The sequence below is a fragment of the Vibrio ponticus genome, from assembly GCF_009938225.1.
Classification (GTDB): domain Bacteria; phylum Pseudomonadota; class Gammaproteobacteria; order Enterobacterales; family Vibrionaceae; genus Vibrio; species Vibrio ponticus.
Genome location: NZ_AP019658.1, coordinates 1,290,527 through 1,303,997 on the forward strand (window position 1 = coordinate 1,290,527; position 13,471 = coordinate 1,303,997).

The 13,471-nt window shown below is 46.4% G+C and carries 15 protein-coding genes; 12 read left to right on the top strand and 3 right to left on the bottom strand.

Annotated elements, in window-relative coordinates; translation table 11 throughout:
• Positions 1 to 157 precede the first annotated feature (157 nt).
• Genes GZN30_RS19955 through GZN30_RS19980 form a run of 6 tightly spaced genes read left to right on the top strand, consistent with a single transcriptional unit; the run spans position 158 to position 5,491 of the window.
• On the top strand, positions 158 to 1,264 hold the full coding sequence (locus GZN30_RS19955; RefSeq protein WP_075650730.1) for an ABC transporter substrate-binding protein: 1,107 nt from the start codon (positions 158 to 160) through the stop codon (positions 1,262 to 1,264).
• A gap of 37 nt (positions 1,265 to 1,301) precedes the next feature.
• Positions 1,302 to 2,123 carry an alkaline phosphatase family protein gene (locus GZN30_RS19960; RefSeq protein WP_075650732.1) on the top strand — a complete coding sequence of 274 codons (822 nt, stop codon included), beginning with the start codon at positions 1,302 to 1,304 and terminating at the stop codon, positions 2,121 to 2,123.
• Entirely contained in the window at positions 2,120 to 3,022 is a 903-nt protein-coding gene (locus tag GZN30_RS19965) for an ABC transporter permease (protein ID WP_075650734.1), read from the top strand. Before GZN30_RS19960 ends, GZN30_RS19965 begins: the two co-directional genes overlap by 4 nt.
• A 3-nt stretch (positions 3,023 to 3,025) precedes the next feature.
• On the top strand, positions 3,026 to 3,814 hold the full coding sequence (locus GZN30_RS19970; protein ID WP_075650736.1) for an ABC transporter permease: 789 nt from the start codon (positions 3,026 to 3,028) through the stop codon (positions 3,812 to 3,814).
• On the top strand, positions 3,811 to 4,830 hold the full coding sequence (locus tag GZN30_RS19975; protein ID WP_075650738.1) for an ABC transporter ATP-binding protein: 1,020 nt from the start codon (positions 3,811 to 3,813) through the stop codon (positions 4,828 to 4,830). The genes GZN30_RS19970 and GZN30_RS19975 overlap by 4 nt, the downstream gene beginning before the upstream one ends.
• Position 4,831: 1 nt before the next feature.
• Positions 4,832 to 5,491: an HAD family hydrolase gene (locus GZN30_RS19980; protein ID WP_075650740.1), complete on the top strand. Its 660-nt coding sequence runs from the start codon at positions 4,832 to 4,834 to the stop codon at positions 5,489 to 5,491.
• 15 nt (positions 5,492 to 5,506) lie between these two features.
• Here GZN30_RS19980 and GZN30_RS19985 read toward each other — a convergent pair whose 3' ends face one another.
• Positions 5,507 to 6,832 carry an IS1 family transposase gene (locus GZN30_RS19985; RefSeq protein ID WP_139312261.1) on the bottom strand — a complete coding sequence of 442 codons (1,326 nt, stop codon included), beginning with the start codon at positions 6,830 to 6,832 and terminating at the stop codon, positions 5,507 to 5,509.
• Positions 6,833 to 7,008: 176 nt separating this feature from the next.
• On the opposite strand from GZN30_RS19985, the gene GZN30_RS19990 reads away from it, so the two are divergent.
• The 4 genes from GZN30_RS19990 to GZN30_RS20005 all read left to right on the top strand — a co-directional run bounded on the left by GZN30_RS19990 (position 7,009) and on the right by GZN30_RS20005 (position 10,167).
• A complete protein-coding gene (locus GZN30_RS19990; protein ID WP_075650744.1) occupies positions 7,009 to 8,556 on the top strand; it encodes a bifunctional metallophosphatase/5'-nucleotidase in 1,548 nt (515 codons plus the stop codon).
• A gap of 183 nt (positions 8,557 to 8,739) precedes the next feature.
• Positions 8,740 to 8,988, top strand: a complete 249-nt coding sequence (locus tag GZN30_RS19995) for a hypothetical protein (protein ID WP_075650746.1) — start codon at positions 8,740 to 8,742, stop codon at positions 8,986 to 8,988.
• 70 nt (positions 8,989 to 9,058) lie between these two features.
• Positions 9,059 to 9,562 carry a peptide deformylase gene (gene def / locus GZN30_RS20000; protein WP_075650748.1) on the top strand — a complete coding sequence of 168 codons (504 nt, stop codon included), beginning with the start codon at positions 9,059 to 9,061 and terminating at the stop codon, positions 9,560 to 9,562.
• Between the two features lie 218 nt (positions 9,563 to 9,780).
• Positions 9,781 to 10,167 (top strand): hypothetical protein, encoded by a 387-nt coding sequence (locus tag GZN30_RS20005; protein ID WP_083627195.1) that lies wholly within the window; start codon positions 9,781 to 9,783, stop codon positions 10,165 to 10,167.
• A 20-nt stretch (positions 10,168 to 10,187) separates the two neighbouring features.
• Here GZN30_RS20005 and GZN30_RS20010 read toward each other — a convergent pair whose 3' ends face one another.
• Complete coding sequence (locus GZN30_RS20010) at positions 10,188 to 10,724, bottom strand: peroxiredoxin-like family protein (protein ID WP_075650831.1); 537 nt, start codon at positions 10,722 to 10,724, stop codon at positions 10,188 to 10,190.
• A gap of 109 nt (positions 10,725 to 10,833) precedes the next feature.
• Positions 10,834 to 11,364: a nuclear transport factor 2 family protein gene (locus GZN30_RS20015; protein ID WP_075650750.1), complete on the bottom strand. Its 531-nt coding sequence runs from the start codon at positions 11,362 to 11,364 to the stop codon at positions 10,834 to 10,836.
• A gap of 103 nt (positions 11,365 to 11,467) precedes the next feature.
• Between GZN30_RS20015 and GZN30_RS20020 the strand changes: the two genes are divergently transcribed.
• Both GZN30_RS20020 and GZN30_RS20025 read left to right on the top strand, forming a co-directional pair.
• The gene (locus GZN30_RS20020; RefSeq protein WP_075650752.1) at positions 11,468 to 12,355 is read left to right on the top strand and encodes a LysR family transcriptional regulator; all 888 of its coding nucleotides are present in this window, start codon (positions 11,468 to 11,470) and stop codon (positions 12,353 to 12,355) included.
• 135 nt (positions 12,356 to 12,490) lie between these two features.
• On the top strand, positions 12,491 to 13,378 hold the full coding sequence (locus GZN30_RS20025; RefSeq protein WP_075650754.1) for a hypothetical protein: 888 nt from the start codon (positions 12,491 to 12,493) through the stop codon (positions 13,376 to 13,378).
• Positions 13,379 to 13,471: the final 93 nt, after the last annotated feature.

Consider the following 13,471-nt stretch of genomic DNA (forward strand, 5'->3'; position numbering starts at 1 on the left):
ATTTATGACGGAAATATGAAATTAAACAGCCAGTTAAAGTGAAATAAAACTGCCACACAATTGCCGAAAAACTGTCAGATTTATTGCGCTAAATCGTCACATTCCATCCCTAGCATACAACTCGAACTTACTGACCTAGTCCAGAAGGATAGAGACAATGAACAAATTGCTAAGTCGTACCACTGCCGTATCAGCTACTCTGATCGCAGCGACACTTTCGATGCCAGTTATTTCAGCAGAAAGCCATTCATCAGAAATCAATTCAGCAGCAACCAATAGCGCTGATTTACAAACTCTGATCAGCGCAGCGCAAAAAGAGGGCGCGGTATACAGTGTCGGCATGCCAGATAGCTGGGCGAACTGGAAAGGCACGTGGGCAGATCTCAAATCAAACTACGGCTTAAAACATCAAGATACTGACATGAGCTCAGCGCAAGAGATCGCAAAGTTTGCTGCAGAAAAGAAAAATGCAACCGCAGATATTGGTGATGTCGGTTTTGCCTTCGCTCGCGTTGCAGTGAAAAAAGGTGTGACTCAGCCATACAAACCGACCACTTGGAATGACATCCCTGATTGGGCAAAAGATCAAGATGGTCACTGGGCGCTCGCCTACACCGGCACCATCTCGTTTATCTCGAACAACAACCTAGTAAAAAATGCGCCGACCAGTTGGGATGATTTACTCAAAGGCGACTACAAAGTCACTGTTGGTGATGTCGGCGTTGCCGCTCAAGCAAACAACGCCGTACTTGCGGCAGCATTTGCCAAAGGGGGTAACGAATCTAACCTGAAACCAGCAATTCAGTTCTTTGCCAAACTGGCTAAACAAGGTCGTTTATCTTTTACCGACCCAAGCATCGCCAACCTTGAAAAAGGCGAAGTTGAAGTGGCAATCATGTGGGATTTCAACGCGCTAAACTATCGCGACAAAATCGACCGCGAGCGTTTTAGCGTTAACATTCCACAAGATGGTTCGGTTATTTCAGGTTACACCACCATCATCAACAAATACGCGCAAAACCCAAACGCAGCCAAATTGGCGCGTGAATATATCTTTAGTGACCAAGGACAAATCAATCTTGCCGAAGGCTATGCGCGACCAATTCGCAGCAGCGTAACCTTACCTCAATCGGTGCAAGATAAGCTGATCGCTAACGACCAATACAGCAACGTGCACCCAGTAACCGACTTTACTGCATGGGAAAAATCAGCGCGCAAACTTCCACGCCAGTGGCAAGAAAGCGTCTTGATTCACCAACAGTAACCCGCTCTTTTGAGTCATAACAAGTAAGTCATAAACCATGAGCAATAAGACCATTCTTGTTGTTTTAGATGGACTGAACTATCAAGTAGCCCAACAATGTATGGGCTACTTAAACGGTCTAATAGAACAGCAGCGCGCCACATTATACAAAGTACAATGTGAACTACCTTCACTCTCACGCCCTCTCTATGAGTGCTTGCTGACTGGAGTACGTCCTGTCGACAGCGGTATTGTCCATAACCATGTGGTGCGCCGCTCTCACCATGAATCAATTTTTAGCCTCGCACGCGCACAAGGCAAAGTGACGGCTGCCGCGGCTTACCACTGGGTAAGCGAACTGTATAATCGCGCCCCTTTTGATGCCGTTCGCGACCGCTTTACCCACGATAAACAGCTAAACATTCAACATGGCTGTTTTTATTTCTGGGATCACTACCCAGACGAAGCGTTATTTTTGGATGGTGAATACCTGCGCCGCACCTACCAGCCTGATTTTCTCCTCATCCATCCAATGAACATCGATGATATGGGGCACAAACACGGTCTGGACTCCGTGCAATACCGTAATAGTGCGCGTCAAGCTGACATCATTCTGTCGAACTATATCGACGCTTGGATGGCTGATGGCTATCAAATCATCATCACCAGTGACCATGGTATGAATAACGATTTCTCTCATGGCGGGATTTTACCATCAGAGCGTGACGTTCCGCTGTTTGTGATTGGCGAGCGTTTTAGCCACCAATTCGCTGAGGTCGAACAGACCACGATCAAACAAACCGAGATTTGTGGCGCTGTCTGTCAGTTACTCAATCTTGACCATAGCAAACCCTACCCTCAGGAATTGTTAGCACTATGAGCAGTTCTGCTATCTCGACCGATCGCACTATCAGTGCCACGGTAAACACCCAAGCACGACCACAACAATGGTGGGCGCGCCTTAAGCCAGCGTTATGGTTAATTCCATTTGGTCTGTTTTTCTATCTATTCCAACTTGCACCAATGTTGTGGGTACTGTTCAACAGCTTTATTTATGAAGAGGAAGCCTCACTAGCGAACTATTACGAGGTGCTCGATTCCGCCTTTATGATGCAGGCGTTTGGCAACAGTTTATGGTTAGCGGTTTGGTCAAGTTTACTTGGCTTAGCCATTGCGACCTTGCTGGTTTCTTCTTTACGTCGCGTGAATTGTCGCCTACGTGATGGGGTTATCGCCTTTACTAACATGAGCAGCAACTTCTCGGGCGTCCCCCTTGCCTTTGCTTTTATCATTATCCTTGGTACCAATGGCGCGATTACTTTACTCCTGAAACAGTATGGATTGCTGGGCAGTTTTGATCTGTATGGCAAATGGGGATTGTTAGCCATCTACATCTATTTCCAAATCCCACTGGCGGTATTACTGCTCTACCCGGCATTTGATGCCTTAAACGATGATTGGCAAGCCGCAGCCGCGTTACTGGGCGCGAAAACATCACACTATTGGACCAAGATAGCCTTACCGGTGCTTTCTCCGGCGCTGTTTGGCACCTTTATTATTCTGATTGCCAACGCAATTGGCGCTTATGCCAGTGTTTATGCGTTAACCGCTGGGAACTACAACGTCATTACCGTGCGTATTGCGAGCCTCGTCTCTGGTGATCTGTTCCTAGAGCCCAATCTAGCGGCAGCCATCTCTGTCGTCCTAATGGCATTACTGGCATTCATTACCGTCATCAACCAGTGGTTGATTTCTAAAAGCTACGCAGGCAGGAAGTAACTGATGCAAAACGTAAATACTCGCCTTCATAAGACCGTAGTGTATTCGATTGTTGGCATCATGTTAGTGCCGATTATCGCGACCTTTATCTATTCTCTGTCATCAAGCTGGGGGGCAACCATCCTGCCCGATGGTTTTACATTCGATTGGTACATCAAACTGCTGACAGACCCGCGCTTTTTACAAGCATTTGGACGTTCGCTGTTTATCTGTCTGTCAGCCTTGGCACTCAGTGTTGTGCTGATTTTGCCCGCCATTTTTGTCGTGTTTTACTACTTTCCTAAACTCGATAAGCTGATGAATATTCTCATCTTGCTGCCGTTTGCCGTGCCGCCAGTTGTCTCATCTGTCGGTCTATTGCAGCTGTATGCCGACAGTGAAATCAGCTTAATTGGTACGCCTTGGATTTTAATTGGCACCTACTTCACCATTGCGCTGCCCTTTATGTATCGCGCAATCGCCAATAGCTTTCAAGCCATCAACCTGCATGACTTAATGGATGCGGCGTATCTGCTTGGCGCAAGCACTAGCAAAGCGTTCTTATTGATTATTTTACCGAACCTAAAGAAAGGCTTATTAGCCTCCCTGTTTCTTTCCTTTTCATTCCTTTTGGGTGAGTTTGTATTTGCCAACATTTTGGTCGGCACTCGCTATGAGACGTTGCAGATTTATCTCTACAACATGCGTCAAACCAGCGGACATTTCACCTCAGCATTGGTGATGACTTATTTCCTATTTATTTTCTTACTGACTTGGCTAGCCAGTCGTTTTAGCCGAGGAGCACAACAATGAGCTACGTAACTGTAAAAAATCTAACCAAACGTTTTGGTGACAACACGGTATTTGAACAGATTCAATTCACCATAGAGCAAGGCGAATTCATCACCCTACTTGGTCCAAGTGGTTGTGGTAAGTCGACACTGTTACGCAGCCTCGCAGGTTTAAACCCGGTTGATGAAGGGGAGATTTGGGTTGATCAGCACAACATCACCCATCAAGTGCCACAAGAACGCGGCATCGGCATGGTGTTTCAGTCTTACGCGCTGTTTCCCAATATGACGGTCGAAGGCAATATTGCCTTTGGACTTAAAATGAAAAAGCTCTCAGCCGACGAAATTCAGCAATCGGTCGCGAAAGTGATTGAATTGGTCGATTTAAAAGGTAAGGAAAAGCAGTATCCGCATCAACTCTCTGGCGGTCAACGACAACGCGTGGCGCTCGCGCGTGCTTTAGTCGTCAAACCACGCATTCTGCTGCTTGATGAACCACTCTCCGCGCTGGATGCCAAAATCCGTAAGCATTTACGCCAGCAGATCCGTGATATTCAGAAAGAGATGAACCTCACCACGGTCTTTGTTACCCACGATCAAGAAGAAGCGATGATCATGTCAGATAGAATCTTCCTCATGAACAAAGGCGAAATCGTCCAAGCTGGCAGCCCGGAAGAGATCTACACCCACCCAGCTAATGAATTCGTGGCTGGATTTATGGGGCACTACAACTTAGTCGATGCCAATCAAGCCAAGAAGCTATTCAATATTGAGAGTCAATCTAAGGTCGCGATTCGCCCAGAATCTATCTACGTTAAGGAGCATGGTCGCCACTACGGTAGCCATATTTCAGCACCCCAAACTGGCATCATTAAAAACCACCAGCTACTTGGCAACGTGATCCGTTACCAAGTCGATGTTCAAGATTGTGAACTCACCGTCGATTTATTGAACCGTTCTTCAGAGCGCCTACTGGCAAATGGTAGCCAACTGGATCTACTATTTAATCTCAACGAAATTCAACCAGTGAGTGCTTAAAATGTCGAATCCCTTGTATGTATTTGATATGGATGAAACTCTAATCAATGGTGACTGCGCCATGATTTGGAATGAGTTTCTGGTCGAAAAAGGCATTGCCAATGCAGACAATTTCCTCGCCGAGGATAAGCGTCTGATGGCGCTCTACGCGCAAGGCAAAATGAATATGGAAGATTATCTGCAATTTTCCATGGCGCCACTTGCCAACATGTCGATTGCACAAGTAGACCAACTGGTACTCGAGTGCGTTGAGCAGCGAATTCTGCCCAAGCAGTTTGAACGCTCACAGCTGCTTATCGAACAACTCAATCAGCAAAATGCGGATATGGTGATCATCTCCGCGACCGTCAGTTTCTTAGTCGCCGCCGTGGGTCGTCGTATTGGTATCCCTGCTGCATTGGGGATTGATATGGTGGTCGAAAACGGCTGCTACAGCGCAAAAATCGATGGCATCCCAAGCTATCGAGAAGGCAAAGTTGCCAGATTGGAACAGTGGTTGTCAGAGCAGTCTCAACACTACTCTGAGGTGCACTTTTATACTGACTCAATCAACGACTTACCGCTGTGTGAATACGCGGATCATGTCCACTTAGTTAATCCTTGCCCGCAGCTTAAAGCACTCGCTGACCGACCAAATTGGCAAGTATTAAACTGGCGTTAGTGACACCAATCCTAGCTAGAGAGCTTGGTTATAATTGGCGGCAAGCGCCAGCAGCAAGCTCTCTAATCGTGAGGCGGTCATTTGGTCTAAATTAAGCCGCTGACTGTGCTGCTCAATATATCGCAATGCTTTTGTCGCGCTGAGTAAACTTATCTCATCAGCGCGCATCTCTGTCTTACCACACAGCACTGAATAGGCTTTCGTCGCGCCTGATTCATCCCCATATTCCTGCCAAATGTTCTGCCACCAGCCTAACTTACGTGTGGTAAGCAAACGAGTGGTAAGCAAACGTGTGGTAAGCAAACGCACGCTCGCTTGCGTTTCACCTGCTGTTTCTCCCACCACGTAGACCAGTGCCATTTGTTGGTTTTTCACTTGTTGCGCATATTGAGTAATACAGGCACCCCGTAAGAACACCTCATGAGCCAATACATGCGCCCCTCCCTGCTCGCCATGATGCAATGCCTTAAGTAAGGCAAAATGCGCATGCGCAGTCAGCACAGGCAAGGCATGAGACTGGGATGATTTACTCAGCTTGCCTTGCCCAAAATCGCAACGGTCAAACTGCTGACGATGGAGAAAACGCTGCTCTTGTTTGTGGGCAAGGTCGATAGCGCTGTCCGTTGATTCAACCACCAACGGCGGCGCATCAATGCAGGACTGATAGCGCCCTAATGTCGGCAGCGCGAGCGGCAGTAATGTGGTACTTAAATGGAGGATCTTGCCACTTTGCATATCGGTGGTGAGGATCCCCCAAAGATTATTATCTCTGCCTTTATAACCCAAGGTGAACACCACACTCGCCATATTATCCGCAGCTGGTTGGGACCATAACGTTTGCCACGCGCGACGTTTTAGCTGCTCACAAGCGCGGTCGAAATGCACGCCGTATTGCGCAGCCAATTGAGTCAAATCGCCATTTTGTCCTTCATCTGCCCGTAGCTCACTTTCTTGTTGCTGATTTCGGCAAAGCTCAATCGGCTTGGCGATCTGTTTGTCCATCGGCTTATCGAGCGGCTTATCCAGCTGTTCATCAATCTGGGAAACTAACTGCTGCTGCCCTTTCATCACCGAATTACGCACAGAATACGTTTTGCCGCACGTCTTACAGCGAAAACGCGCCTTACCATTGCTGCTATGCCCGAAACGTTTAACCGCCTGTGAACCACAGTCTGGGCAATAATTCCCCATAACCAGGGCAAGCTGCTGCTGCCAATGTTGCCAAATCAGCTGATAACTTTGGTTATCAAGCATTGGCGGAGTCGCGGAGCAAGCATCACAACGCATCGACAAAAAGCCGAGCGGACGAACGTTATATTGGTATTCAGGCGCATTCGCCACACCAAGATTTTTGCAATGACGACTTTTGCAAACGTTTAAATCAAGCACTTAGTTAGCAACAAAAAATGAAAATCGCGCCATTCTATTGATTTTTCCAAATTAAATTGTGATGCACTTCTGAATTTCTAGCCAAACGTTTTCGTATATTGCCGCCCGTTTATCTAAAGGAGAAGAACATGAAAAAACGTTTGCTTGCATCTTTGATCGCTTTAGCGGCAACGCCGCTATGCGCGAAGGACCTTACCATTCTGTACACCAATGATATTCACGCTAAGGTTGATCCTTACATTGCGCGCTACATTGACGCAGAGCGCGCAGTGGGTGGTTTTGCCAACCTCGCAACGTACATCAAACAAGAAAAAGCAGTACAGCCAGAAAGCACAATCGTGCTAGATGCAGGCGATTACTTCTCAGGTTCAACGGTAGATACCCTAACTGAGGGTGAAGCCATTATCGATATCATGAACACCATGGGTTATGACGTGGCTTCTATCGGTAACCACGAATTCGACTACGGTTGGGATAACACACTAGTCCAACTTGCCAAAGCAAACTTTGAAATCCTACTCGGCAACGTGTTCTACGAAGGAACAGATAAACCATTTTGGGATAAGCCTTACACCATCGTTGAGCGCGACGGTCTAAAACTAGGCATCATTGGTCTACACGGCAAATTCGCTTTCTACGACACCGTAGCAGCCAACATGCGTCAAAACCTTGAAGCGCGTGATGAAATTGAATACCTACAAAAATACCTTGATGAACTTCGCCCACAAGTTGATGTGACCATTTTGCTGGTTCACCAAGGTACACCTGCGCGTCAATCAAGCCTAGGTAACAACGATGTTCGTCGTGCTTTAGATAAAGACATTCAAACTGCCAAACAAGTAAAAGGTTTGGACATTCTAGTGACTGGTCACGCGCACGTGGGTACACCTGAAGTCATTGAAGTGAATGATACACTGATCGTTTCAACCGATGCTTACGGCATCAACGTGGGTAAACTGACCATCGATTTTGATGAAAAAGCACGTAAGATCAAAGATTACGAGTTCGACCTAAAAACCATTTGGGCTGACGAATGGCAAGCAGACAAAGAGACTCAAGCGCGCATTGATAAATGGAAAGGCGTGGTTGAAACCATCGTTGCTGAGAAATTAACTCACAGCGAAAACACTCTAACTCGCTCGTACGGTGAATCATCAACACTTGGTAACCTAGTGGCAGACTCTATGCTACCAAACTTCCCTGATGGTGAACTGGCGTTTACTAACAGTGGCGGCATTCGCGCAGACATCGAAGCGGGCGACATTACTTACGGCGACGTAATCGATGCGCTGCCGTTCCCTAACTACCCAGTTGTGATGGACTTAACCGGTAAGCAAATCCGTTCGCTGATGGAGCATGCAGCAGGTCTAAGCAATGGCGTTATGCAAGTATCAAGCGGCGTTTACATGGCTTACGACTCTTCACGCCCAGATGGCAAACGCGTACTGGAACTCAAGCTTAACGGCAAGCCAATGGTGGATGAGCAAGTTTACCGCGTAGTAACCAACAACTTCCTCGCTGACGGTGGTGACGGTTTTGCTGCCTTCACTGAAGGTAAGAACCGCCAAGAGCGTGCAGGCGAGCCTCTTTCTCTAGGCTTCAAAGCTTACTTAGCTCGCCCAGATGCACTGGCGAAAGTAACGGAAGTTCGTATCGAAGATCGCAAAGCGCAATAATTCGAAATCACTCAAGGGTCACATTACTGTGACCCTTGTCTATTTCTACAACTAAATTCGCTAAACCGTTGATCTATATCTGCCAGCTCTACGAAAGCAATTTTGTAAATCGATGATATCACTCGAAAAATATTATCTGCTTTTCCGTCATCATGGCGTTTAGCAGACAATTGGGAGGTTTGAATGCGCGCGATTAAAATTGAAACGTTCTCTTATCGTTCTGGAGAACTGGTCGACTCTATCTCTGTGCCAGCAACGCTAGCACGCTCATTGGTCAAATTACTGCCACGCAATGCCTTATCTCGCTTTGATGAAAACGGCGACCAACTGAGAGAATTACTCGAAACCATCGCTGACCCTACATTTAACGGCACGATACTCGATATCACAGATGTACAAGAAAATGAGCGCGTGGTGATCTCCGCGGCTTGATCAAGACTCTTGATCATACCCACAACTCCGTGATACACCGTCGCCTCAAAGTAAAGAGGCATCACCAGCTATGGCAGTTTTAGAAATTCTTACCGCGCCTGATCCGCGCTTAAAAGTAAATGCAGAAAAAGTGGAAGACTTTGCGTCAATCCAAACTTTTATCGACGATATGCTCGACACACTTTACGCAACCGACAACGGCATCGGCTTGGCTTCAACTCAAGTCGGTCATAAAGAAGCGGTTGTGGTCATTGACCTATCAGAAGAGCGCAATGATCCGCTGATTCTGGTTAACCCAGAAGTCGTTAGTGGCAGTGACAAGGCAATGGGTCAAGAAGGCTGTCTTTCAGTACCAGAATACTACGCTGATGTTGAACGCTACACATCTGTCGTCGTCTCTGCTCAAGACCGTCACGGTAACCCAATCACCATCGAGACCGACGAGTTTCTCGCGATTGTGATGCAGCATGAAATCGACCATCTGTCAGGTAACCTGTTTATTGATTACCTCTCGCCGCTTAAGCGTCAAATGGCGATGAAAAAGGTCAAGAAACACCTTAAAGCACAAGCGTAATTCAAACTGTAAAGCTCCTTCTGGGGCTTTATTTTTATCTGCCACTTGTACTCTCCCTACCATTAACATCTGGTATAGGCTCTGCATGAGAGGGTTTTCTCGATCTATATTGCATTTTACCCCTCTAATATCGATGAGACATTGCACTCTAACCCATTGATATGCAGCATGACCTCCATTGTTTAGCGCTTTATAAGCCACCAATGATGGAGTCACTTGTGATAACCAATCAAGATTTCACTGTCTGTGATAAGCAACTTCACTTCAAAAAAGACAGCTATCCACTAAGCAAGATTAAGGCAGCGAGAGTCAAAACCAACACCTTGCGTGATCATGCCCTGCGCGTGACATCAATTGGCTTAATTGTTTCGAGTGTGGTGTGGATGATTTGCCCAGACTTGTTTGGAATGTTTACCGGTCCGTTGGCGATATCAATAGGCATGCTTGCAGCGCTCGCCTCATTGAGGAAATACGAGCTACAAGTGGAGTTTCAGCACATTGATGAAACGGGGTTACAGTGGGTTTCGGTGGCGAAAAGCAATAAAAAAGCGATTCGGCATATATTCGAACAGCAAGCCAACGAGATTAATAACCAAATCGCCTAACCACCATAGCCGCTCACACATTATTTCTCGTAAGTGCCACGAATCGGATAGTTGTTAGCCGGGTTGCGAATAAACTCAATACCCGCCAACAAAGTCTTGAGATCTGGACGAGTAAAGGGAGCATTCGAAATATCCACAATCTGCACTTGTCCTTGCTCATTCACCACAAATAAACCCGGTTCGGCAAAAAGATGATCGGTTTCTTGCTCAGAGCGAGGGCTGGATACATATAGCCCTAACGACTTCATCTGTTCAAAGTTCAGACCATAAGCAATTGGGAAACTGACATGCAGTTTTTCCATATGTTGCTGCAGTTGCTCTTTACTATCGGCAGAAACAGCAATCACATCTACACCGATATTTTTAAACTCAGCTTGCAGCGTCTCCAGTTCATTAAGGTAGCGCGTACAAAGCGGGCAGTGCTTACCACGGTATATAACCACCAAACGCCAATCAGCGCTTCCCTGTGGTTTAGCAATCTCAACTAGGCTTGCATTAAGAGTGGGTAATTCGATTTTAGGAAAAACAGCACCTGCACTTAATTTACTCATCATCATCGATTCCTCTAACATCGGAAAATCATTCATTTCTCAAGGGTTCGCGCCCTACATCAAGAGCGCGATGAAACAGTAGAGTGTATTTGTTCACTCTCCTGGCTACGCAACATTAAACGTACTGGTAGCTACCATCGGTTTTGTCGCGTTTGCCAACGTACTTGTCTTCAAAGTTTGGTGACCAAACTGCACTCGCTGCTTGGTTTTGGTTCCAGTCAAACGCTGTCATACGGTGCGTCATTTTCCACTCGCCATTACGACGCTCAAACTTATACCAATGGCGTCCACCCAAGATGCCCTCTTTATCAACGCCATCTTCTTCATGGACATGGTAAGCCCAGACATAGCTCTCAGCCGTTGCAGTATCACCATCAACATTAATCAGCACATTACTAATTCGATGCTGAGTAATTTTGATCGCTTTAAAACCTTGCATCGCAGGTTCAACAAACGCGTGTGCATTGTCGTTATAGAAAAACAAATCTGGGAATATTGGGTCTTGGTGATCTTCAATCGCATCTTCCCAATAAGTCGACTTCATCAACTCAGCGTCCATACGATCTAATGAGCGAGCGTGGCGATAAATGACTTCGGTGATGTCTTGTTTATCTAGCATGATTTGAAGTTTGTTTTGCATGTTCATAAGGCTCTCCTCTTGTGTTGGGATGAATCTTAGACCCAAACAAAAAAGACTAAAACTATGCTAGAATGACTACCAATTATGCATATTTGGAATAATTGAAAACATGGATCAACTTGGGGCAATGCGTGCTTTTGTTCGTGTGGTGCAAACTGGGAGCTTTTCCGCAACAGGAAGAGAGCTCAATACCACCCAAACCACCATCAGCAAAAAGGTCGCCGCACTAGAAAGCAAACTCGGAGTAAAACTACTCACTCGCAGCAGTCGCGACCATGCATTGACGCCTGCAGGGGCGCAATACTACGAAACTTGCGTATTGATCCTTAACGAGCTGGATGAGGCGGAAGCTAAAGCACGCTCCGAAGTGGCTTTACCACAGGGTACCATCCGTATTGCCGCCCCTATCGCTTTCGGACGTTTAGTGATTGCCCCAATCATTGCGGAGTTCTTCGAACGCTATCCAGATATCCAAGTTGATCTTTCTCTGAGCGACAAGCACATCGATATGATTAGCGAAGGCATTGATGTCGCCATCCGAGCGAAACAGCTAGAAGATTCCTCATTGGTGGCTCGACATCTATTTGAGAACCGGATGTTGCTTATCGCGAGCCCTGAATATCTCGCTAAATGGGGAGAACCCAGCAAACCTGAGCAACTTAAACAGCACAACTGCTTGGTCTATTCTCGTCTGCAATCGCTCAACGTCTGGCATTTTGAACGCCAAGGCAAAACCTACTCCGTGCCAGTCAGTGGCAATTTTAAAAGTGATAATGGTGATGTGTTGCTGGAAGTGGCGTTAAACCATATGGGGATTGTACAGATGCCGATTTGGATGGTTGAGCTACACCTAGCAGACGGGCGACTTAAACAAGTATTGTCAGACTACGATGGGCAAAATTTACCTTTCAACGCCATCTACCCTCGTAGCCGATATGTGCCACTCAAAGTACGTTGCTTTGTTGATTTTCTAAAACAAAAAATCGCTGGCTATTGAGAGTCTAAGTTGTGACGACCTAATAAGGTCTGAGGGGGATCAGCGAGCGACGCAATCCGTTATTTTTAGACCTTAGCCACAAAACCACTTACTTGGTTGGGCGTATATTAAGGCAATAAGTCGGAGTATTGCCTTATGAACTCAGTGATCAATGAACCTCGATATCATCAACTTACTGACCGAGAAATTGAAGAGTATCTATCTCAATTAACGATTCTAAAACAAGAGCTCAACCACCAACTTGATGAGTTTTGTCGCTCTCTTAATATCGAAGCCAACTTAACCCGTGTCAGCGAAGAATTTGAACAGGCTTGCCGAGCACGCTGCCAGCAACCCATTACCATTACATTGCACGAGTCGCATAGCCACATTAATATCAAAATCGCGCTGACCAATCAGCTCAAACGCGAACTAAACCTTGCTATCACTCAATTTCTCACACACTTAGCCAAAGACCTGGTTGATGATGCGATGACACAGCCGCACAACAGCTTGATATTTAGAGGTTCACTCTCTTCTGTCTGCCGTAAGATGATCTTTTACTACACTCGACCCGATGTGAGTTTAAAGGATATCGAGCATTTCAATATCGAGAACACCTTCAGTTCCAACATGGCTGAGCTGAGTTTTGACAATCTCCTCGCCCACACCATTGATTACTATCGCGAGCACTTTCATCGCTACAAACTTTGGGATACCCGAGCCATTCAGCTCTTTGCCCTTTTTCTATTTGAATCAAGGGAGTATTTCACGCCACCTAACTCAAGCCACAACCTGCACTATTTAGTGGAAAGTAAAAACCCGATATCCAAACAGCGCTTCAAAGAGCTCTGCATCAACTACTGGAACCATTACTGCGATGACCCTTTGGTTGCTAGGTATACCGAGCAAGCCTTTCCCAACCAATCAGGGGTTATTTTTGCGGAATATATACCGCTAGAACATGTCAGTGAAGCCGTCTGGTTTACTCTCTATCAATGCTACCAAGATCGCAGTCATATCGCCGAGATTCCGTGTGATTGAGCACCTATACTGCCAAGCTATGCAAGCGCTTCCAGTCCGGTGAGCCTTGAGTGTCAGCTTGGCTAAAACATGTGTGATGTGTATCCGCTCCTA